Genomic DNA, 21,647 nt, shown 5'->3' with positions numbered 1-21,647 from the left:
GTCAGGTTATTACCGACACAAAAGTAAGTAGCAAAATGAAATTTGATATTAAAGAGCAAGACTTAATCATCAAGCCCTACAACCAAGAAGGGCCAATTTATATTCGTGAGCAAAAGGGGTATTTCCAACGTATCCGCCGTTACTTAGGCTGGGTGCTAATGCTGACGTTCATCGCCATTCCGTGGATCCCCTATGATGGCCGTCAAGCTGTTTTACTCGACGTAGCCAGCCAAAAATTTACTTTATTTGGCTTAACGCTATTACCACAAGATTTTATGATCTTAGCCATGTTATTTATGACAGGGGCGTTTGCTTTGTTTTTCGTCACTAACTGGTTAGGTCGTGTCTGGTGTGGTTACACTTGCCCACAAACAATTTGGATGCTGATGTTTACTTGGGTCGAACATAAAGTGGAAGGTAACCGTAATCAGCGTATTAAACTTGATAAAGCTGATTGGTCAGTGAGTAAATGGCAAAAGAAAATCACTAAGCATGCAGCTTGGCTGTTGATCTCTTTGCTTACATCTATGTCATTTATGGCTTATTTCATCCCTGCTAAGTCTCTATACATGAGCTTATTTACCTTAGAAATGTCTGGGATCGTCAGCTTTTGGGTATTCCTGTTTGCTTTTTGTACCTATGGCAATGCGGGATTCTTACGTGAAAAAATGTGTACTGTCGCATGCCCTTATTCACGTTTTCAATCAGTAATGTTTGATAAAGACACGTTAGTTGTTACCTACGATCAAGCGCGAGGGGAGTCTCGTGGTGCGCGTAAGCGTAAAGCCGATCCTAAAGAGTTAGGCTTAGGTGACTGCGTAGACTGTAACCTATGTGTTGAAGTATGCCCAGCCGGTATCGATATTCGTAATGGCTTGCAGTATGAATGCATAAACTGTGGCTTATGTATTGATGCGTGCGATAGCACGATGGAAAAATTCAACTATCAAAAAGGCCTGATCAGGTACGCCTCTGAAAAACAAATGGAAGGCAAAACGACCAATCCATTTAGGTTAAAACTGCTTGGCTATGGTGGTTTAACAGCGCTGTTTGTCGTTGGCATGGTTGTGTGGATGGCAATGCGTACACCTATTGAGGCTTCAGTTATTCGTGACCGTAATGCCCTGTACCGTGTAAATTTTGAAGGCTTAGTAGAAAACCCATATACCTTATCAATTATCAACAAAACACAGCATAGCTTGAGCTATTCAATCGGCATCAGTGGTATTGAAGAAGCAAGCTTACAAGTGCCTGAAACGATAACTGTTGAGGCAGGTCAGATGAAGCGTGTGCCTGTCACTGTGGTTGCAGATGGCTACGAGCTGAAATCAAAAGTAACGCCTATCAGTTTTCACATTCAAGCATTAGAAGATGCTGATATCGCAATAACTAAAGAAACTAAGTTTTACCGAGATTAACCTCAATCACGGCTCCAGAAACGAAAATGGCTTGTTTTTAACAAGCCATTTCTGCAAATTCGAGCTGCTTAAGCACATAAGCCTTAGCGCTGTCTAAATCATCAAATAAACAGTCCATTATTTGAATCGGTGATTGCGCTTGTGCAATGATGCGTTTCATCTGATTAAGCACAATAGACGAGCTAAACATATAAGCGGTGGCTATACAGTTAGTGCCTTGCAGAGCACGAAATAAATGCGTGAAACCACGTTCAGCATCAGGGGTGGTAGCAAGTAATTGGGTAGAATGACTAATATATGCCCACGGCTTTCCAGCTAAAGCAGAAATATGCTTTTTTAAATCGACTGCAAAGTCATTGACCAAACGTGCGTTAATATTACCAGAAAATTGCCCAATAATAATTGGACCATCAGTGATGATACTGACACTGCCATAGTGATTCTTAAATTCCAATTTGCTTCCCTTTTGAATTAAAAAGAGCGCGAATTTTATACAATTCTATGTATGTGTCTAGTTATTTAGTATACAAATTTCAAAAAACATAACTTTTTCATTAAATTTATATATGTGTAAATTTTATCTAGCTATTTAAGGTTGGGGTGGATAAATCATTCACCCCAGATTTAAAATATAACTAACTATTTGTTAACAATATAGTTCAAAGCACCGGTAATTGAGGCTACTTGTGCATCAATACAAATGTCGTCATTTGCCTGTGGGCTATCAGGGTAAACCTCTGTTGTTGTGACATATTCTGCATCGGTTAAGCCCATACATAACCCCAGTTTTTTCGCTTGGTAATTAATCACACCAAATTGAGTTTGTGGCACACCAATCAACTGGTTATTCTCATCACTTGGTGCGATGTGGGTTACTTTCTCAACTGATTTTATAATCGCTGTTTGAAATGCATCATGCGGACGCTCACTATCAGCGACAAGATAAAAGCCATCAGGAATGTTCCAGTTATCGTGGGTCGTTGCATCACGTGCTGCTAGAGCAGGGCGAAACTCACTATTATCAGTGTCTGTCGTTTCATGTAGGTCAATATGCACATAAGGTGCAATAGCGTTGTCGGCTAAATACTGCATAATTGCTGCAGACTCTTCAGCTGGGCTATCTGCATAGAATGAGCGATTTGGATCCGTGGCATTTGGATTCCAGCGGTTAATCGTTTCATAACCCCAAGGGCTGATACACGGAGCCACTAAAATATTAAAGTCAGCAAAGTAGTCTTTGGCACTTCTCTTAGCAAACGCTAAAGCACCATGCACACCACTTGTTTCATAACCATGAACACCACCGGTAACCAGCACAACCGGTTTATTAGCTTGCCATTGCTTGCTCTTTAAAATGTAAAGTGGGTATTTGTCTCTGTCGTAACTCAATGCGCCATATTGCTCAATATTGAAATCGCTTGATAAAGAGTTTAGTTGCGATACAACATCATCTAAATAGCTACGCTTTACTGACTGTAATTCAAACCATGCTTTCTTATCTGCGTCGTTCCACGGTTTACCTGGGGTTCCAATAGGGTAACTCATAAAATACCTTGTTGTGACTTGCTGCAAAACGCCAAGCTTATCTAAGCTGTTAAGCTGCTGCAACTAGATAAGCTCAGTAGTAAAGTTACCTTGCTCGTACAGCTTTGCATGATGATGCTTATGGGTCTCAAATAAGTATTTACGCAGTGCATCTTCACCCTGACACACTTTCACTATTTTTCCGGCAATCCCTTTACTGGTCGTTCGTATTAGCTTTACGCTAAGGATAACGTGTTCTTCACTAGGTAAATTAAATGCCAACAGTATCTCTTTATTAAGATCGGGTGATTGACGCTTCGGCTTGAGTAACACGCCCGTACTTGATAAAGACAATATTTGAAATTGTTCGGTGTGTATTTCAAGATCTGGCGTACGCCAGCTGCGTTCGATGCCTTTGGTATCTATTACTTCTGGTGCGCTAAGTACAGGGATCAGTTGGCCATTCTCGTCCTTGCTAAATTCAAGCGGAAACCACAACTGATAAATCCCTACTTCAGCCAGTAGTGTCAGTTTGGCATTGGTAAGTAAACCATTTAATTTATCAGGCAAATTAAGCCTAACAGACATTTTTGTATCGGTTGGATCGCTATCAGTCCGTTCAGCCTCGAATAAACGGTTGAAAAAAGAGAGTTCTTGTTCGGATAAATGTGCCATATAAAGCTCCTTTTAAAGCACGCTTACTTATATGTATCATAAATTGTTCAAATTATGCACGTATAATGAGCATTAATTGTGCCAGCTGCTTTGTGATTTCTTTTGCGGCGTATTTCACTTACACTGATAAAAAAACTAACAAGGATTTTATTTTGTCGAGCCTGACTGGTGTAAATAAAAGTTTAGTGATATTTGCTGCTTTAGTCGTTGTTTTAGCGGGTATTAAAGCCGCAAGTGTGATTGTTATCCCATTTGTGTTGGCAGCCTTTATTGCCATTATTTGTAATCCCTTAATTCGTTTCTTTGCCAAATACGGTATCCCTAAAGGGATTGCTGTTGTGTTTGTTATGTTGATGATTGTTGGTGTAGGGATAAGCCTTGCCGGATTGGTTGGGCAATCGATGACCGATTTCTCTGAAAAGCTGCCTGAGTACAAAGCACAACTAAAAGAAGAGTTTGTCTGGGTAGTTAATGTTGCAGCGAGTTATAACATCCTGATTGATAAAGAACAGATTATTTCTTTATTCGATCCGGGCAAAATGATTGATGTTGCAACCAACATGCTCACAGGCCTCGGTGGCGTGATGGCGAACCTGTTTTTGATCATCCTAACCGTGGTGTTCATGTTGTTTGAAGGACCTATGCTGAGCAAAAAAGTGCATTTAGCACTGGATGATCCTGAAATGAAAATGCAGCAGGTTGACCGATTCTTAGATTCAATTAATTCTTATCTGGCTATTAAAACGCTGGTTAGCTTAGGCACAGGTATGCTTGCAGGCTTTATGCTTTGGGCACTTGATGTTGATTACTTTGTACTTTGGGGTGTAGTGGCGTTCATGCTTAATTATATCCCTAACATTGGCTCTATCATTGCTGCGGTGCCTCCTGTGTTACTTGCTTTGATCACTCAAGGCCCACTGGTTGCAGGGTTTATTGCTGGTGGTTATTTAGTTATAAACACGGTGATGGGTAATATCGTCGAGCCGCGTTTTATGGGTAAAGGGCTGGGTTTATCGACGCTGGTGGTGTTTTTATCCTTGATTTTTTGGGGCTGGCTGATGGGGACCGTGGGTATGCTGTTATCAGTTCCATTGACCATGATAGTTAAAATAGCCTTAGAGACTAGTCAAGAAGGGCGATGGCTTGCTACCTTGCTTGGCAATGGCGAAGAGCTAAAACTTGAAGATTAAAAAAGGCGCTTAAGCGCCTTTTTACTTTTCAATATGTTTATGTGTTATCACTTTAGAGGTCGCTGTAAAACCTGCACATGGTTTTTTAGGATCTCAATTTCACATTGCTTGTAGGCAATAGCGGCTTTCGTACCATTTGGCATTTTTTGTAAATAACGCCAACGACAGCTGTCTTCTAAATAACGTTCTTGGTTCTTGATGCTGCGATTAAAAATCGGTAGCAATTGGCTGTTACCGGTATCTTCTTTAATTTTCTCAAGATCCATAGTGAGCTTATTAATCCACATCTTTTGGTCACGCTGAATATCGGCGATAACTTGATCTAGACATTGAATATAGCGTTTTGTGTCATCGGTATTGTTGCTCGCAAGCTCACACGTTTGCTCTGCTTGAGCCTGCGATGCACTTGCAATTAAAGCTAAAAAGCTGCCTTTTACGAGTATTGATGTTTTATTTTTTATCATGGTAATTAAACTCTAATATAAACTCAGCACCGGCTAGTTTCTCTGCATCTTTAATGGTTAATGTGCCATTATACGAGTTGACTAAATCCGACACGATAGCCATGCCGACACCATGGCCGCTTTCGTAGGTATCGAGTCTGGTACCGCGAGTTAGTAATGATTCACGCTTGTGCTCAGGAACACCTGGGCCATCATCACTTATACTGAGCGTTAACTTTTTGTTCTGCTTAACCTTTATATCGACCTGTGAACGGCAAGCTTTACAGGCATTATCGATTAAATTACCAAGTAGTTCCATCAAATCTGTTTTATCACCCAAGAAATAGTCTTTTTCACTAACCTCTGAGGTAAATATAATATCTTTGTCGCGATAAACCTTGCTCATCGCGCTTAAAATTGAATCAATAACAGGCTTGATATGGGTTTGTTTCTTCCAGGTGTCAGACGCACCTGTTGCAGCGCGCTTTAACTGGTGTTCGATCATCACATTAATGCGGTCTAACTGCTCTTGTGCATCCGCATCATTGGCTAAAGGGCTTGATTTAAGCACTGCCAATGGCGTTTTTAATGCATGAGCAAGGTCGCTTAACGATGCACGATAACGCTCTTTTTGGCGCTGCTGCGATTCAAGTAATAAGTTTAAATCGGCTTTAATGGTTTGTAGTTCAACCGGGTAAAGACCTTTAATTTGTTGGTTATCACCCGACTCAATGGCTTTAATTTCTTTATCGAGTCGTTGCAGTGGCCTTGCGCTCCAAACAAAACCAATCGCCATAAGTGCTGCAATGGCCACACCCATCACATACATCCAATTTACGAGTGTTTGCTTAAAACCATCCATCAGCCTCAGTAGGGCATCATTACGCTTTAATAAAATAAAACGTGCATGCTCTGATTGGTCAATGTTCTCTAAAATAACAGTAAGCGTTAACTGCCAGTATACGGTATTGTTGTATTCAACACGGCGAAAATCAGCAGAGCCTGCAGGGGCTTCAAAGTTATCAGGAATAAAATTGATATTGGTCGCCGATTCAGAATACCAAACCGGTAAGTCACCGCGGTAAATCATCGCGTAGGTGTCTGAATTTAGTCGGTTTAGTTCTGGCGTTAAGATAGTACTTGGCATAACGATGCCGCGTTCAGTGAAATCAACTTCAGAAATTAATGAATATAAGTGAGCTTCGAGGGTTTTTTCGGTCGCTTCGACCAAAGAGGCGTAGTAAGCCTTACCAATTGAGAAAAACAGAATTGGTAGGGCGACTAATAAAACAAAGACAAGGATAAATCCTTGCCTTACTTTAAGCGGTATTTGCGATGCTACCACTGACTTTTTAGCCTATAACCACGGCCGCGTAATGTTTCAACTGGGTTTAGGGTACCATCAGGGTCAAGCTTCTTACGTAAACGCAATACGAAAACTTCAATTACGTTTGAATCAAGGTCGAAGTCTTGGTCGTAAATGTGCTCTGTTAGTTCAGATTTAGAAATTACCTTTTGTGGATTAACCATTAGGTACTCTAAAACTTTGTATTCGTACGCCGTTAAGCTAAGTTCTTTATCGTTAACCCATACTTGTTGTGAGCGAGTATGAATTTTAATTGGGCCAGCTGTCATTTCTGGGTTTGCTTTACCTGCGCTACGGCGGATAAGCGCATTACAGCGGGCAATTAGCTCTTCAACGTGGAAAGGTTTAGTTAGGTAGTCATCTGCACCTGCATCTAAGCCTTCTACTTTATCTTGCCAACGGTCACGTGCCGTTAAAATCAAAATAGGAATGGTAATACCTTGTGCACGTGCTTTGGTAATTAATTCAATACCATCTACTTTTGGTAAGCCTAAATCGACTACCGCCATATCTAGCGGGTATTCGGTAATATGGAATAAACCAGCTTCACCATCGTGACAAAGGTCAACGCTGTAACGCTCTTTTTCTAGGGCATTACGAAGGTTATCTGCTAAGTGTAAATCATCTTCAATTACTAAAATTCGCATTCTTAATCCTTTTTCACTTCGCCAGTCTTTTTGTTCACATGGACATCAACCACGTGGCCGTTCGTTTTTAAAATTCTTACGGTAAATACTTTATCTTGCTCTGTGATTTTTAGGGTTCGGCCGTCTTCAGATTTTTTGGCGATCGTTACAGCCTGCTTTTTAGTCACCTCTTGGGCTTGTTTCTTATTGGCATCAGCATGAAAGCTTGATAATGCAAATAAAAGACTAAAACTGAAGGCTAATAATATGCGCATGACGGGGAACTCCTAAACCAGACCCATTTAGTTTAATTAACCAATTAACTAAAATTCAAGTAATTACGTTAAATTCTGTAATTCAATAGCCAAATCTTAGTTAATAAGCCGTGAACAAACACTGAATTATTGATTCAGTTAAGTTCAGAGGTTAACCAAATACTTTTTTAAATGGTTTTACGACTGAGTTGTCGTAAACACCCGCCGCAATATACGGATCGTTTGCAGCCCATTCGCGTGCTGCTTCTAACGACTCAAACTCAGCAACCACTAATGAACCAGTAAAACCAGCGTCAGCCGGATCTTCACTATCAATGGCTGGCAATGGGCCTGCCGTAAATAAACGGTTTTGATCGTCTAATTCTTGAAGGCGTGCTAAGTGAGCTGGGCGTGCAGATTTGCGAGCTTCTAAACTATTTTCAACATCAGTTGAATAAATCATATACAGCATGGTGTGTTCTCAATGTTATTTTTAAAAAATAGTAGCATATTCTTAGCAATAGACGAGAGATTATTCGCGTAATAATCTTTACACAAACCCATATAACTTTAACTTATAAAGCTTGAAATACGCGGTGTAACACTGGTAGAGTCGCTGGGTTGAGAAAATAATAATAAGGTTTTTAAATGAGCGAAAAACGCGAGCATTTTAGCTCCCGCCTCGGTTTTATTTTAGCGGCAGCCGGTTCTGCTGTAGGTATCGGAAACTTAGTGGGTTTTCCTGTTTCAGCTACAAAAAACGGCGGTGGTGCTTTCCTTTTAGTCTATGCATTGTTTGTCATTTTCATCTGTTTGCCAGTGATGATGGCTGAAATGGCCATGGGTCGAAAAGCGCAAAAAGATCCACTTGGTTCATACAAATTTTTAGCGGGCAATGATCCAAAATGGAACTTTGCTGGCTTTTTAGCCGTATTAACGCCATTTATGATTGCTGTTTTTTATATGGTGATCACTGTATGGATTTTCGGTTATTTATCGCAAACCGCTTTTGGTAATCTAGATGCCTTGGCCCAGCCAGATAACTTTGGCACCTTTATCAATAGCTACACCGTGTTTGGTTATATGGCCGTGGTTGCCATCATCGTTAATTTGATTTTAGTGGGCGGTGTTAAAGAAGGTATTGAAAAAGCGGCTAAGTTTATGATGCCAGCTTTATTTGTACTACTCACCGCATTGGTTGTTTACGTACTAACTCTTGATAACGCAATTGCAGGTGTTAAGTACTATGTTGTGCCTGACTTTTCAAAAATGGATGCCAGCGTATTAAATGGTGCATTAGCTCAAGCGTTTTTCTCGTTGTCACTTGGTATGGGTATCTTAATGACCTATGCATCGTATATCTCTAAGAAAGACGATATTGTTGGTAGTGCAAAAATGGTTGCGGTAACCGATTCATTGGTTGCATTTATTGCCGGTCTTATGGTGCTTCCAGCTATTTTCAGTTTTAACCCAGATACTGACCCAAGTACTTTATCTGACTCGTCAGTATCGATGATTTTTGTCTACCTACCAAAAATTTTATTAGCGTTACAAGCTGATATTGGCTACGTGGGTGCATCAATTGTTGCGTTTGTATTCTTCTTACTTGTCTTTTTTGCTGCAATTACGTCACTTGTATCAATTGTAGAGGTGCCAACTGCAACATTAAGTGACCGCAAAGGTATCAGCCGTAAAAAAGCACTGGCTATCTTAACTTTATCTACAGGTGTATTGACTGTGCTATGTACCATGTCATTTGGTATGGTTGACTCGCTTACAAAGTTTGTTAGCTATGGCGGTGCAGATAAGAGCTTATTTGATATCGTTTATGATGTGTTTTACGACACAATTTTACCGCTTAATGGTTTAATGGTGTGTTTATTCGTTATGTATCGTTGGAAAAAAGCGAACTTATCAGCAGAGCTAAGCCAAGGCTGTGAAGGTTATATTGGCAGCTTCACAGAGAAGTATGTGAACTTCTCGCTATCAACGTTTATCCCTGCCATTTTATTACTAATCTTTGTAAATACGGTGGCCACTAAGTTTTTTGCATTTAGTATTTTCGGATTTTAAAAACCAGTTCAATACTTAGCCGCGCACTTTGCGCGGCTTTTTTATACCTATTACATTAAAAGGCCCCCGCATCAAGCACATCACCCAAACCTAGGGTAAACATCCACAGTCCCCATAAACTGTGTTCAATCACACACACGAAGGTTGAGCGGCTTTGCGCGTACGTATAAGAAAACAACAGCCCTCCTAAAAATGCCAACAGTACGGCCAATACATTTGCATAGACAATATGCGCTAACGCAAACACTGATGCGCTGACAATAATACGCACTGTTTTACTTGGCATAATGCGTTTATAACGATGGAAAAAATAGGTTCTAAAAATAAGCTCTTGCGGCATCACCGATAAAATGGGGTAGAGCAATAACAACATTAGCCAGTCGTTAAATGAGTTTCGTGGCAGTGAAAACCAGTTTTCTTGATTCATAATACCGTAAAACATTCCAGAGAATAGCGCCCCTAAAAAGAAGAAACTAAATAAGCGACGTTTTACCGTACTAAATTGCCCAAGGCTTGTTAAACGAAAGCGTTTAAAATGGGGATCAGACAGAAGCAACATGCCGCACACGGCCATTAAAATAATAAGGGCAGGAATTAGCCAGTTAGCGAGGTAGGCACGAAGAAAGAAGCCTAATAGCGGCAGAGAAACAAATATGAGGGTAAATTCAAGCCAGCGGTATTGGTTAGCGTTCAATGTCGTCTCAGCGTGTTTTTTGTTTACGCTAACAAGCTAAGACGACAGATTTATGACATTAAGATTGCTTTGGATCTTTCTCTTCGTCATCTTCAGGTAAGTATTTGAATAGGGTGATGATCGTTGCTAACACGCAAACAAAGGTAATGCCCATTAAGCCAAACACTTTAAAGTTAACCCAAAAATCGAGCGAGAAGTTATAGGCAATGTAGATATTCAGCGCCGAGATACCTGCAGTCACGGCAACCCAAAATAGGTTAAGCTTATTCCAGAGCGCTTCAGGTACGTTGATTTCTTGTTTACTCTCAGAGGCATTTTCTAAAATCGAGCTAAGTGCTTTTTTCACTAGGTTTTTGCCAAGTACATAGCGGCTTACTAATAAAGTAACACTGAAAATGGCATACACAATGGTGGCTTTCCATTTAACAAACTGCTCATCGTGGAACACTAAGGTGAGGGTACCCAACACCACCGCTATGGCAAAAAACACCCAGTGACGGGTCGGCACTTTACCATCTTTAAAATAACAGTAAGCAACTTGAATTAAGGTGGTTAGCATCAGCAAGGCTGTTGCCCAATAAATATCAACTAACTTGAAAACCGCAAAAAATAAAATCAGCGGGATGTATTCAATAATCGCATGCATAAATTTATAAATGCTCTAATTTAAAAAGATACTGGGTTGTATCAAGTTATCACGCAAGATACAAGGTTGACTTAACAGCCCTGAAAGCTTAGCCTCCCGAGCCAATCTGGCCTAAACCTGCGTTTAGGTTGTTTTACCTTATCTTTTTCCGCTTAACCTCAGATGATTAAGCGGCGTATTTTGGAGCACTTCTTATGAATAAAGCCGCGTTAGTATCGCAAATGGCTGCCCACAGTGAATTAACAAAAAAAGACACTCAAGCTGCCTTAACCAGCATGTTAAATGCTATCGAAAAGTCTCTTTCTGAGGGTGACCAAGTGCAAATTAATGGCTTTGGTACGTTTGCTCTAAGTTATTACCCAGCACGCAAAGGACGCAACCCACAAACCGGTGAAGAAATTGAAATAGAAGGCGCTAACAAGCCAGTTTTTAAACCTGCTAAAGCACTCAAAGACGGTTTATAAGCAGGATTTGCAAATCTGTTGTAGTATTTACAGAGCATAAATAGAACACCTGAAAATTTATTCAATATTTTCAATGCATTAAGTTTGGCATGTTGTCTGCTGTTAATCATTTAGGTTTACCTAAATAAGGAGATAACATGTCAAATTTAAACAGCCAACTGAATGGTAAAAAGATTGCCATTCTTGCAACCAATGGTTTTGAGCAAAGCGAGCTATTGTCACCACGAAGCGCATTATTAGAAGCTGGTGCACTTGTCGAAGTTGTGTCACTTGAGCGTGGCGATATCACCGCATGGGATGAAAACCAATGGGGTGAGCGAGTCAGTGTTGACCGTGTAGTCAGCGAAGCAGACTCTGCAGAGTATGACGCGTTACTTCTGCCTGGTGGCTTATTCAACCCAGATACGTTACGTCAAGATAGCGAAGCAAAAGCCTTTGTTGATGGTTTTTTCAGTGCCGGTAAAAACAAACCTATCGCCGCGATTTGCCACGGTCCATGGCTATTAGCTGAAATTAACAAACTACGGGAGCGCAAAGTAACCTCATACCCAAGTATCAAAACAGATTTGATCAATGCAGGAGCTAATTGGGTTGATCAAGAAGTATGTGTTGATGAGGGTATAGTCACAAGCCGAAGCCCAGCCGACCTGGAAGCCTTTAATCGAAAATTCATAGAAGAGATTAAAGAGGGTGTGCACCGCCATCATTAATCATAAATTGTTAAGTACAAAAAAGGGCCTTTATGGCCCTTTTTTAAGTAATAAAACAAACTTATTTTGTAGCTGCTTTCATACTAGCTACAAACTCTTTTAAACCAGTTAGCATTGCTGCTTGATCATCAAGATTTGCCTCGATGATTTTAACAACCGCAGAGCCTGAAATCGCACCAGCAGCTCCTGACTCAAGTGCTGATTTAACATCTTCTGGTGTTGATACACCAAAGCCAAGTAATGCCGGTGCAGCATGGTAATCTTTTAGTTTTTTAACTAATGAATCTGCTGGCATTTGTGCCTTGGTTTCTGTGCCTGTTACACCTGCGCGTGAAAGAAGGTATGTGTAACCACGACCATATGACGCACACTCTCGTAAAGTGTCATCATCAGCATTCGGTGTAGCAATAAAAATTGGGTCGATGCCATTTTTCATTGCTGTTTGGCGAAATAGCTTTGATTCATGTAGCGGCACGTCAGCCACTAAAATTGAATCGACACCGGCCTCTTTAGCATCTTGATAAAACTTCTCAATGCCACGTTTAAACACTAAGTTTGAATACAATAACAGGCCAATTGGAATATCAGCATTATACTGGCGCACTTGTTTGATGATATCAAAGCAATCTTGGGTATTGATGTTTTCATCAAGTGCACGAATGTTGGCTGCTTGGATCACCGGGCCATCTGCAATCGGATCAGAAAATGGAATACCTAGCTCAAGGGCATCGGCGCCGCCATCAATTAAGCTTTTGATGATTTCTACGCTCAGTGCTTTATTAGGATCGCCAATCGTAACAAAGGGTACAAAAGCACCTTGGTTGGTTTCATTTAATGTGGCGAAGAGTTGTCCGTAACGGTTAGTCTGGCTCATAGTGCGCCTCCTTCTGATAAAACACTGTGTACGTGAGCCAAATCTTTATCGCCTCGGCCGCTTAGGTTAACCACTAAAATAGTGTCTTCGGTTTGTTGCTCGGCATATTTAAGGGCATATGCTAGGGCATGGCTTGATTCAAGCGCAGGAATGATCCCTTCGTTCTTAGCCAGTAGTTGGAATGCTTCAAGCGCTTCAGTATCGCTAATTCCAACGTACTCAGCACGGCCAGTTTCATGCAAGTGAGCATGCTGTGGGCCAACAGCTGGGTAATCAAGGCCTGCTGATACAGAGTAAGACTCTTCAATTTGACCATCATCATCTTGCATAATGTAGGTATAGGTACCGTGTAAGATGCCTTTAGTGCCTTTACATAAGGTGGCACCATGCTGGTGGGTATCTAAGCCTTTACCAGCGGGCTCTACACCAATTAGTTTTACGCTTGGCTCATCAATAAAGTCTGTGAACATACCAATGGCGTTTGAGCCACCGCCCACACAAGCAAGCACAGCATCCGGTAAGCGACCTTCAGCTTTAAGCACTTGTTGTTTTGCTTCTTCACCAATCATTTTTTGGAACTCACGTACCATGGTTGGGAATGGGTGAGGGCCTGCTGCAGTGCCTAGTAAGTAGTGAGCGTCTTTATAATTTGCTGACCAGTCACGCAGGGCTTCATTTACGGCATCTTTTAAGGTGCCAGAGCCTGCTGTGACAGGAATAACCTCTGCGCCCATTAGTTTCATACGAAATACATTTGGTTGCTGACGTTCAACATCTTTTGCACCCATGTAAACGCGGCATTTTAAGCCAAGTAGTGCACAGGCTAGGGCCGTTGCAACACCGTGTTGGCCGGCACCTGTTTCTGCAATGACTTCTTTTTTACCCATACGTTTGGTAAGGAGTGCTTGACCAAGTACTTGGTTGGTTTTGTGCGCACCACCATGGAGTAAATCTTCACGCTTTAAATACAGTTTTACCTTAGGGTTTTTAACTAAGTTACGTGTCAGTGTTAATGGTGTAGGGCGACCTGCGTATTCATTTAATAGTTTTTCAAACTCAGCCTGAAAAGCTGGATCGTTTTGTGATTTATTAAACTCTGCTTCTAGTTGCTTGAGAGCTGGCACAAGCAGCTGTGGTACAAACATACCACCGAATTCACCGAAATAAGCTGGATTTTGCATTCTAACCTCAATAATTTCTGATATGCGAAAACGCATTTTGTAATTTTGTTTGGCACTTTTTACCCGCTGACGCTTCAACGCCAGAATTTAGGTCAAGGCCGTTAGCACCGCGATAAATCGCTGCATGGATATTTTCTGGGTTTAAACCCCCGGCTAACATAAACGGCACGGTTGCCGTCTCTAGCACTGACCAATCAAATGCTTCGCCTGTGCCGCCTTTTTGGCTTTTGCTGTAAGTATCGTATAAATGGCGATCAACCCCTTCAAGCGGTTTAGGTAATTCACCTTTAACGGCTTGGGCTTTCCAAATTTCACAGCCAAGCGGTAATTGCTTTCTGAGACTTTGAATATATTCGCTATTCTCATCGCCATGTAATTGCACTGCAGCTAATTTTAAGCTTTGTGCATAATCGACCACTTGTTCAAGCGGTGCATTGACAAACACACCCACATACGCGAGTGGGGCACTTTGCGTAACTTGCTTGGCACAGTCGATATCAACATAGCGCGGTGACTTAGGATAAAAAATTAAGCCACCATACACAGTTCCACTTGCGTAGGCTGCCATCGCATCTTGTGAACGGGTTAAACCGCACACTTTGTTCTCACCTAAAATGACTTTTCGGCATGCGGCTTCTAAGTCGCGCTCAGCCATCAGTGAGCTGCCAATTAAAAAGCCATCACACAATGGCGCAAGGCGTTTTACATCTTTATGGGTATAAATGCCCGACTCTGAGATCACTACTTTGTCATTTGGGATAAGCTGACGTAAACGCTCTGTTGTTGCAAGGTCAGTACTTAAATCACGAAGGTCGCGGTTATTAATACCGATAAGGCTGGCATTCAGTGCAAGAGCACGACTGACTTCTTGCTCATTACTAACTTCAGTGAGTACCGACATATTTAAAGAATCAGCCACCTTATGAAGCGCTAAATATTGCTCGTCATCAAGGACTGAGAGCATTAATAAAATGGCATCACCACCAGATAAGCGTGCTAAATAAACTTGGTACTCATCAATAAAGAAGTCTTTACAAATAAGCGGCTGTTCAACTTGGCTGCGCACATACTCAAGGTACTGATAGCTGCCTTGGAAATATTTTTCATCCGTTAGTACGCTCATACAGGTTGCGTACTTTTTATAAACCGATGTAATTTCCTCTAAATTGAATGGTTCACGAATAAGCCCTTTTGACGGTGAGGCCTTTTTACATTCTAAAATAAACTGCGTGCCGGTTGCTGCTAATGCGCCTTCAAAGTCTCGCTTGGTTGGCACAACCTCGCTAATGAATGACTCAAGCGGGCGCTGTGCTTTTCTTTGTTCTAATTCAATACGTTTGTCGGCAACAATTTTGTCTAACACGTTAGCCATGACTTACCTCAATAATTGCGTTCAATGTGTCCATCGCTTTGCCTGATGCTAATAATTCGCTTACTTGATCTGCGGCTACTTTTAAATCACTTGCTTTATCAGTTAAATAAAGAAGAGCGGCAACGTTGGCTATAATGGCTGCGTTATGCGCCATTTCACCTTGACCTTGTAAAATCGCTAAGCTTGCTTTTGCGTTATATTCTGGGCCTTGGCCTGCTAGTTGTTCAAGTGAATAGTTTGCAAGACCAAAATCGCTCGCTGTTAGCGTGTATTCGCTCAGTTCACCGTTATTAAGTTCAACCACTTTGGTTGTCCCGTGTAAGGCAATTTCGTCAGTGCCTGCACCATGAACCACCATAGCGCGTTTTGTGCCAAGGGTTTTTAAGGTTTCGGCCATTGGTAAACACAGCGAAGGGTCATAAACACCAAGTAATTGCACCTCAGGGGCTGCAGGATTGGCCAGTGGCCCTAAAATATTAAAAATTGTGCGGCTTTTAAGGGCCGTACGCACGCCCATCGCATGGCGTACACCACTGTGATAATGCGGTGCAAATAAAAATGTAAAGCCGGTATTTTCTAAACAACGGGCAGCTTGCTCAGGGCTCATATCAATATTGATACCCAAGGCATTTAGTAAATCCGCAGAGCCCGAATTACTCGACACACTGCGATTACCATGTTTGACCATGTTGATGCCCGCAGCGGCGGCAACAATAGCAGCCGTGGTACTAATATTAATTGTGTTTGAGCCATCGCCACCGGTACCACAGCTATCGGCAAGCAAGGTTTTGCTGGTTTGAAATGGCACTGCATTGGCGCGCATTGATGCCGCAGCACCGGCGATTTCATCACTTGTTTCGCCTTTTAGTTTTAGGGCGATAAGTGTTGCAGTTAATTCAATATCATTAAGCTTGCCATTCATGATGGCGTCAAACAATTCAGTTGCTTGCGAAAATGATAAATCTTGCTTTGCTAATAATTGGTTTAACTGGGTTTGAGTTGTTGCTTCCATGTTATTCCTCTACTGCACGCGTGCGGTTAAAAATTCAATACTTTGCTGTAATAGCAATGCGCCATTTGGCGTTAAAATTGACTCAGGATGAAACTGATAGCCAAGGGCATTATCTTGTTGATGGTAAATTGCCATTGGAATATTTTCATAACAAGCAATTACTTCAACGTCATCAGGGACTTTGGTTGCCATTAATGAATGATAACGAGCAACCGGCATTTTATCGCCCATACCTGCAAATACAGGGTGCTCAGTCAACTCAATAATTGATGACTTGCCATGCACTGTTTCACCTGCATGACCAATAATCCCACCGTAGCTTTGTGTTAGTGCTTGCTGGCCTAAACAGATGCCCAGCATAGGGAAGCGGCCTTTACACAGCTCAATGAGTTCCATTAAACAACCCGCAGCAGATGGTGCGCCAGGGCCGGGTGAAAGTACTAATAACACAGGTACGGTTTCTTGGCACATTTTGTCAAAGATGCTTTGTGCACTGATGTTATTACGGTATACCACTAACTGGCACCCTAACATAGAAAGTTCATCGACTAAGTTATAACTAAATGAATCAAAGTTATCTAAAAAGTAGATTTTATAGGCTGATGTTGTCGTCATTATTGTGCCTCGTAAATCGATTGAATCGCAGTGATCACAGCTTGTGCTTTAGCGCGGGTTTCATTGGCTTCTGATTGTGGGTCTGAATCAAACACTACACCTGCACCTGCTTGTACGTAGGCCGTGCCGTTTTTAACAAACGCAGAGCGAATAACAATACAGCTATCCATGGCGCCATCGCCCGTTAAATAACCCACTGCACCTCCATAGCTGCCGCGGCGTTTTTGTTCGGTTTGACGAACTAACTCAGCAGCGCGTACTTTAGGTGCACCCACTAAGGTGCCCATGTTCATACAAGCTTGGTAAGCATGCAGCGCATCGAGTTCAGGTTTTAAAGTACCCACCACGCGTGAAACTAAATGCATCACTTGTGAGTAGCGGTCTACTTTTAATAACTCTTTAGCGTGACGTGTGCCTGGTACGCTAATACGGGCTACATCATTTCGTGCTAAATCAACTAACATAAGGTGCTCGGCACGTTCTTTTTGGTCGTTGCGAAGTTCAAGCTCAATGCGGCTGTCTAGGTCTGGATTAATTTGCCCGTTAGCAAACTTGCCACGAGGGCGAGTACCAGCAATTGGGTATACCTCAACTTGTTTACTCTCTGCGCAATATTTGAGGGCTGACTCGGGTGATGCGCCGAATAACACAAATTCTTCATCACGCATGTAAAACATATATGGGCTTGGGTTTTGTTGTTTTAGTTGGCTGTAAGCATGAAGTGAGTCAGGGCAGGCGAGAGAAAAAGTACGTGATGGAACAACTTGGAAAATATCGCCATCAACGATGTTGTTTTTTAACTTGATGACATGTTCGCAGTATTGCTCGTCGCTAACATCAACAGAAATTGGGTTTGAGCCGGTTTGCTTTTGCCCCTGGTAGCTTTGTGCGTTGTCACATACGGCATTTAAACGCTCTAATTGTTGACCAACCTCAAAGCAATTAGCATGAACTTCAGGGCCGTTAAATACATTGCCAATTAGCTCGGTTGTTTTTGCTTGATGGTCGATGACAACTAACGTTTCGGCTAGGTAGAAAACATAATCTGGGCAGCTGTTTTCGCCGTCAGGCACATCAGAAAGAGTTTCGAAATTAGCAACCATATCGTAGGCAAATACACCGCCTAAGAACACAGAAAATGGGTTATCTGTGGTGCTTTTAATACTATTAATACAGCTACGTAGCGCGCTAAATGCGTTATCTGCTACTAATTTACTGGCTTCATCAATGTCGCTTGCGACTTCGTTGTAGGTTAACGTTAATGTGTCTTCTACAAGCTCAGCAGAGCAGTTTTGCACATGAGTTTGTAAATAAGGCAGTAATTGTTTGCCGTTATTTGACTGTGCAGTGAGTATGACCTGTTTGCCTTGGCAAACAATACGTAGCGCTGAGTCAACCAAAATTAGACTTTTTACACTGTCTTTAGAATCAATTTCAGCAGACTCTAACAGCAGTGAATTAGGCTTATCGAGTAAACTGTATAACGCAAGTGGGCTACTGATGTAGTCGCGCACTTGAGTGATACTGGTTACTTCACCCGGTGTCGTTGTTATATGACTAAAAATCAAACCTCATTCTCCCTCATTCCCAAAAACTCTTTAAAAAACAAAACCCCGCGAAGCTATGCTTGGCGGGGTTCGTATAAAAATGCCTATAAATTAGATAGACCCTTACCGTCCCGCTAAGCCAGGCGCCACCACCAATGATGTGTAAGAGTTGCTATGTAATTCATAATAAAACCTTAAAATTTAGATATAAAAAAACCCGCTACATGAGCGGGTTTTGAAATCGTTAGACACGACAATTCGTCACCCGCTAGTTACGAGTGCCACCACCAAATTGTGATTTGAATTGTTTTGTTCATTGTTATTGCTTATTTAACGTGTCTGAAAGTGCATACAGTAAAGCGTACCTAAGCCGATACTGTCAAGCATTAATTTACATATTAGTACGAGTTCGGCATTTACCCATCGCAATTGCCCATTTATGAGTGTATATATGTCTAACCTAAAAAGATAATCACGCCTTGGCACTAAATTTTTGTTATACTCACATCATTGATTCAAGAACTTACGTAAAGCAGTCTTTCCCTTTGATAAAATACGATTTACATAGCCACACCACATACTCAGATGGTCAGCTATCAGTCGAGCAATTGTTACACCGCGCGGTTGAGAAAAACATAGATGTGTTCGCAATTACCGATCACGACACATTAAATGCGATAAAACCAGCTCGCCAAGTCATTGCAGATGATAATTTACCGCTTAAATTAATTGCTGGCGTTGAAGTATCAACAAAATGGGAAAGCTTTGAAATTCATATTGTTGGTTTAAATGTTGATGATGAAAATGACGCACTGTTGTCATTGTTACAGGTGCAACAAGCCAAGCGTGAAGAGCGCGCTTTAGAGATCGGTCGTCGCCTTGCTAAAAATGGTTTTGAAGGCATTTACGACCAAGCAAAAACATTTGCTGAAAACGCACAGATCACACGAGCGCATTTTGCCCGAGCGCTGATTGAGCGTGGTGTTGCTAAAAACTTTCCTGGGGTATTTAAAAAGTACTTAGGGCGAGGAAAAACAGGCTATGTACCAAGTAGTTGGTGTGATATGCAAACCGCAATTGCTGCCATTCACCAAGCCGGTGGGGTTGCCGTTCTTGCTCATCCTGGGCGTTATCAAATGTCTAACAAATGGCTACGTAAGTTAATTATTGAATTTAAAGACGCAGGTGGCGATGCGATGGAAGTTGCACAACCACAGCAAGCACCCAGTGAGCGCCAGTTTTTAGGTGAACTGAGTCGTGAATATGGCTTACTTGCGTCACAAGGGTCAGATTTTCATTTTCCGACCAGTTGGTTGGAGTTAGGTAAAAATTTATACTTACCAAAAGATTGCCAAGGTGTTTGGCAAGCATGGGAAGGGCAATAGGAGCGTGTAATGAGTCAGTTTTTTCATATTCATCCAGATAATCCGCAACCACGCTTAATCAGCCAAGCGGTTGATATTATCAAGCAGGGCGGTGTTATCGTATACCCAACCGATTCGGGTTATGCACTTGGCTGTAACATTGGTAATAAGCAAGCAAAAGAGCGCATCGAACGTATTCGTGGTATTGAAAAACACCATAACTTTACTTTGGTCTGTCGTGACTTATCAGAGCTATCTACCTATGCTCGTGTTGATAATCAGTTATTCAGATTAATTAAAAATAACACCCCTGGGCCTTATACTTTCATCTTTAAAGGCACTAAAGAAGTACCAAAGCGTTTATTAAACGAAAAGAAAAAAACCATTGGTATTCGTGTTATCGAACACCCAATCACCTGTGCTTTATTGGCTGAATTAGGTGAGCCGTTAATGTCGTGCTCTTTAATTTTACCGGGTGAGCAATATACCGAGGCTGATCCTGATGAAATTCGCGATCGCATTGAAAAGCAAGTTGATTTAATTATTCATGGTGGTTATCTTCCTGAACAGGCAACCACAGTAATTGACTTGTCGGATGATGATATCGAAATCTTACGTGTGGGTTGTGGTGATACTAAACCATTTGAGTAGAGACTTCATTGACTAGCCCAGAGCTTGACGCGCCAGATAATTTACAAGAGCCAGTACAGCAAAAGCTGCCACTGGCTTTTTTGCATGGCAAAGCGGTGGTCGATAAACCTGAAGACTTATATATTCCACCCGATGCGTTAGAGATCATTTTAGAAACCTTTGAAGGTCCTCTCGATTTACTTCTGTATTTAATCAAAAAACATAAACTCGATGTACTAGAGCTCTCTATTTTTAGTATTACAGAGCAATACGTTAGTTATGTTGAAATGATGAGCGAGTTTCAGCTTGAACTGGCTGGTGAATACCTTGTGATGGCGGCGTTATTAGCACAAATTAAATCACGATTATTATTACCAAAACATGAAGAGCTTGAAGAGGAAGAAGACCCACGAGCTGAGCTTGTAAGACGTTTACAAGAATACGAACAATTTAAAAAAGCCGCAGAAAATCTTGATGAAATTCCTCGCGAAGGCCGCGATATTTTTGTTGCCGAAGCGCTGGTACCAGAATTGAGTGAGCGTGAGGTACTGTTACCTGACGTTGACATGAAAGACTTGTTAGTTGCGCTAAGCGACGTTATGGCTCGAGCCAAAACATTTGAACACCATCATATTACCGCAGAAGCCTTATCGACCCGTGAACGCATGAGCTTAATCTTAGATAAACTCTCAGAAGCTCAATCACAGTTGCCTTTTAGTACTCTTTTTACGGTAGAAGAGGGCAGAAGTGGTGTTGTCGTTAGCTTTATCGCCATGTTAGAGCTGGTGAAAGAAAACCTGATAAGCTGCTTTCAAGTTGATGCCAATAGTCAGATTTATGTTGGTTTGGTGGAAGAAAGCGAATAGCTGGAGGTTAATAGCTTTAAGTTTTAAGCGGTAAGTCTTAAGTTAGCTGTCATAGTAATACCAATCCGCAATAATACTTAATCATTTTGAGGGATTAAACCTG

Annotated in this window: 24 protein-coding genes; 8 read left to right on the top strand and 16 right to left on the bottom strand. The window is 41.6% G+C overall.

The features are described 5' to 3' along the window. Window positions 1-35: 35 nt before the first annotated feature. The gene (gene ccoG, locus AN213_RS12185) at window positions 36-1,418 is read left to right on the top strand and encodes a cytochrome c oxidase accessory protein CcoG (protein WP_054561217.1); all 1,383 of its coding nucleotides are present in this window, start codon (window positions 36-38) and stop codon (window positions 1,416-1,418) included. Between the two features lie 37 nt (window positions 1,419-1,455). On the opposite strand, the gene AN213_RS12180 is transcribed toward ccoG, so the two are convergent. From AN213_RS12180 to AN213_RS12170, 3 genes are all read right to left on the bottom strand, one after another. Next, on the bottom strand, window positions 1,456-1,872 hold the full coding sequence (locus AN213_RS12180; RefSeq protein ID WP_054561218.1) for a hypothetical protein: 417 nt from the start codon (window positions 1,870-1,872) through the stop codon (window positions 1,456-1,458). Window positions 1,873-2,057: 185 nt separating this feature from the next. After that, window positions 2,058-2,963: a M14 family metallocarboxypeptidase gene (locus tag AN213_RS12175; RefSeq protein WP_054561982.1), complete on the bottom strand. Its 906-nt coding sequence runs from the start codon at window positions 2,961-2,963 to the stop codon at window positions 2,058-2,060. A 63-nt stretch (window positions 2,964-3,026) separates the two neighbouring features. Beyond that, on the bottom strand, window positions 3,027-3,617 hold the full coding sequence (locus tag AN213_RS12170) for a hypothetical protein (protein WP_054561219.1): 591 nt from the start codon (window positions 3,615-3,617) through the stop codon (window positions 3,027-3,029). Between the two features lie 152 nt (window positions 3,618-3,769). On the opposite strand from AN213_RS12170, the gene AN213_RS12165 reads away from it, so the two are divergent. Next, window positions 3,770-4,807, top strand: coding sequence for an AI-2E family transporter (locus AN213_RS12165; RefSeq protein ID WP_054561983.1), 1,038 nt, complete (start codon window positions 3,770-3,772; stop codon window positions 4,805-4,807). 47 nt (window positions 4,808-4,854) lie between these two features. Here the strand turns inward: AN213_RS12165 and AN213_RS12160 are convergent, their stop codons facing one another. From AN213_RS12160 to AN213_RS12140, 5 genes are all read right to left on the bottom strand, one after another. Next, window positions 4,855-5,271 (bottom strand): hypothetical protein, encoded by a 417-nt coding sequence (locus tag AN213_RS12160; RefSeq protein ID WP_054561220.1) that lies wholly within the window; start codon window positions 5,269-5,271, stop codon window positions 4,855-4,857. Next, window positions 5,258-6,595, bottom strand: a complete 1,338-nt coding sequence (locus tag AN213_RS12155) for an ATP-binding protein (RefSeq protein ID WP_054561221.1) — start codon at window positions 6,593-6,595, stop codon at window positions 5,258-5,260. The genes AN213_RS12160 and AN213_RS12155 overlap by 14 nt, the downstream gene beginning before the upstream one ends. Next, complete coding sequence (locus AN213_RS12150; protein ID WP_054552907.1) at window positions 6,589-7,263, bottom strand: response regulator transcription factor; 675 nt, start codon at window positions 7,261-7,263, stop codon at window positions 6,589-6,591. The genes AN213_RS12155 and AN213_RS12150 overlap by 7 nt, the downstream gene beginning before the upstream one ends. 2 nt (window positions 7,264-7,265) lie before the next feature. Next, window positions 7,266-7,517, bottom strand: a complete 252-nt coding sequence (locus tag AN213_RS12145; protein ID WP_054552908.1) for a PepSY domain-containing protein — start codon at window positions 7,515-7,517, stop codon at window positions 7,266-7,268. A 151-nt stretch (window positions 7,518-7,668) separates the two neighbouring features. Then, window positions 7,669-7,968: a YciI family protein gene (locus AN213_RS12140; RefSeq protein ID WP_054552909.1), complete on the bottom strand. Its 300-nt coding sequence runs from the start codon at window positions 7,966-7,968 to the stop codon at window positions 7,669-7,671. A 176-nt stretch (window positions 7,969-8,144) separates the two neighbouring features. Between AN213_RS12140 and AN213_RS12135 the strand changes: the two genes are divergently transcribed. After that, on the top strand, window positions 8,145-9,569 hold the full coding sequence (locus AN213_RS12135; protein WP_055198733.1) for a sodium-dependent transporter: 1,425 nt from the start codon (window positions 8,145-8,147) through the stop codon (window positions 9,567-9,569). A 55-nt stretch (window positions 9,570-9,624) separates the two neighbouring features. Here AN213_RS12135 and AN213_RS12130 read toward each other — a convergent pair whose 3' ends face one another. Then, complete coding sequence (locus AN213_RS12130; protein WP_054561223.1) at window positions 9,625-10,263, bottom strand: type II CAAX prenyl endopeptidase Rce1 family protein; 639 nt, start codon at window positions 10,261-10,263, stop codon at window positions 9,625-9,627. Between the two features lie 58 nt (window positions 10,264-10,321). Continuing rightward, window positions 10,322-10,909: an inner membrane-spanning protein YciB gene (locus AN213_RS12125; RefSeq protein ID WP_054561224.1), complete on the bottom strand. Its 588-nt coding sequence runs from the start codon at window positions 10,907-10,909 to the stop codon at window positions 10,322-10,324. Window positions 10,910-11,103: 194 nt separating this feature from the next. Between AN213_RS12125 and AN213_RS12120 the strand changes: the two genes are divergently transcribed. Beyond that, window positions 11,104-11,373, top strand: coding sequence for an HU family DNA-binding protein (locus AN213_RS12120; protein ID WP_054561225.1), 270 nt, complete (start codon window positions 11,104-11,106; stop codon window positions 11,371-11,373). Between the two features lie 137 nt (window positions 11,374-11,510). Beyond that, window positions 11,511-12,083, top strand: coding sequence for a type 1 glutamine amidotransferase domain-containing protein (locus tag AN213_RS12115; RefSeq protein ID WP_054561226.1), 573 nt, complete (start codon window positions 11,511-11,513; stop codon window positions 12,081-12,083). A 61-nt stretch (window positions 12,084-12,144) separates the two neighbouring features. Here the strand turns inward: AN213_RS12115 and trpA are convergent, their stop codons facing one another. From trpA to AN213_RS12085, 6 genes are read right to left on the bottom strand one after another with little or no spacing between them, the layout of a single operon-like run. After that, window positions 12,145-12,957 (bottom strand): tryptophan synthase subunit alpha, encoded by an 813-nt coding sequence (gene trpA, locus AN213_RS12110; RefSeq protein ID WP_055021153.1) that lies wholly within the window; start codon window positions 12,955-12,957, stop codon window positions 12,145-12,147. Next, window positions 12,954-14,138, bottom strand: a complete 1,185-nt coding sequence (gene trpB, locus AN213_RS12105) for a tryptophan synthase subunit beta (RefSeq protein WP_055198741.1) — start codon at window positions 14,136-14,138, stop codon at window positions 12,954-12,956. Before trpB ends, trpA begins: the two co-directional genes overlap by 4 nt. Window positions 14,139-14,145: 7 nt before the next feature. Next, the gene (gene trpCF, locus AN213_RS12100) at window positions 14,146-15,510 is read right to left on the bottom strand and encodes a bifunctional indole-3-glycerol-phosphate synthase TrpC/phosphoribosylanthranilate isomerase TrpF (RefSeq protein WP_055198732.1); all 1,365 of its coding nucleotides are present in this window, start codon (window positions 15,508-15,510) and stop codon (window positions 14,146-14,148) included. Next, the gene (gene trpD, locus AN213_RS12095) at window positions 15,503-16,522 is read right to left on the bottom strand and encodes an anthranilate phosphoribosyltransferase (RefSeq protein ID WP_055198731.1); all 1,020 of its coding nucleotides are present in this window, start codon (window positions 16,520-16,522) and stop codon (window positions 15,503-15,505) included. Before trpD ends, trpCF begins: the two co-directional genes overlap by 8 nt. 9 nt (window positions 16,523-16,531) lie before the next feature. Then, a complete protein-coding gene (locus AN213_RS12090; protein WP_055198730.1) occupies window positions 16,532-17,137 on the bottom strand; it encodes an aminodeoxychorismate/anthranilate synthase component II in 606 nt (201 codons plus the stop codon). Next, window positions 17,137-18,705 carry an anthranilate synthase component 1 gene (locus AN213_RS12085; protein WP_055198729.1) on the bottom strand — a complete coding sequence of 523 codons (1,569 nt, stop codon included), beginning with the start codon at window positions 18,703-18,705 and terminating at the stop codon, window positions 17,137-17,139. Before AN213_RS12085 ends, AN213_RS12090 begins: the two co-directional genes overlap by 1 nt. Before the next feature lie 524 nt (window positions 18,706-19,229). Here AN213_RS12085 and rnm point away from each other — a divergent pair. From rnm to AN213_RS12070, 3 genes are read left to right on the top strand one after another with little or no spacing between them, the layout of a single operon-like run. After that, window positions 19,230-20,069, top strand: coding sequence for an RNase RNM (rnm, locus tag AN213_RS12080; protein WP_054561232.1), 840 nt, complete (start codon window positions 19,230-19,232; stop codon window positions 20,067-20,069). A gap of 9 nt (window positions 20,070-20,078) precedes the next feature. Continuing rightward, window positions 20,079-20,699 (top strand): L-threonylcarbamoyladenylate synthase, encoded by a 621-nt coding sequence (locus AN213_RS12075; RefSeq protein WP_055021149.1) that lies wholly within the window; start codon window positions 20,079-20,081, stop codon window positions 20,697-20,699. An 8-nt stretch (window positions 20,700-20,707) separates the two neighbouring features. After that, entirely contained in the window at window positions 20,708-21,544 is an 837-nt protein-coding gene (locus AN213_RS12070) for a ScpA family protein (protein ID WP_055198728.1), read from the top strand. Window positions 21,545-21,647 lie beyond the last annotated feature (103 nt).

The organism is Pseudoalteromonas sp. P1-8, assembly GCF_001399985.1.
In the GTDB taxonomy this organism is placed as follows: domain Bacteria; phylum Pseudomonadota; class Gammaproteobacteria; order Enterobacterales; family Alteromonadaceae; genus Pseudoalteromonas.
Note: the sequence above shows the minus strand (reverse complement) of the source record. Positions and strands in the feature narration are given on the sequence as shown.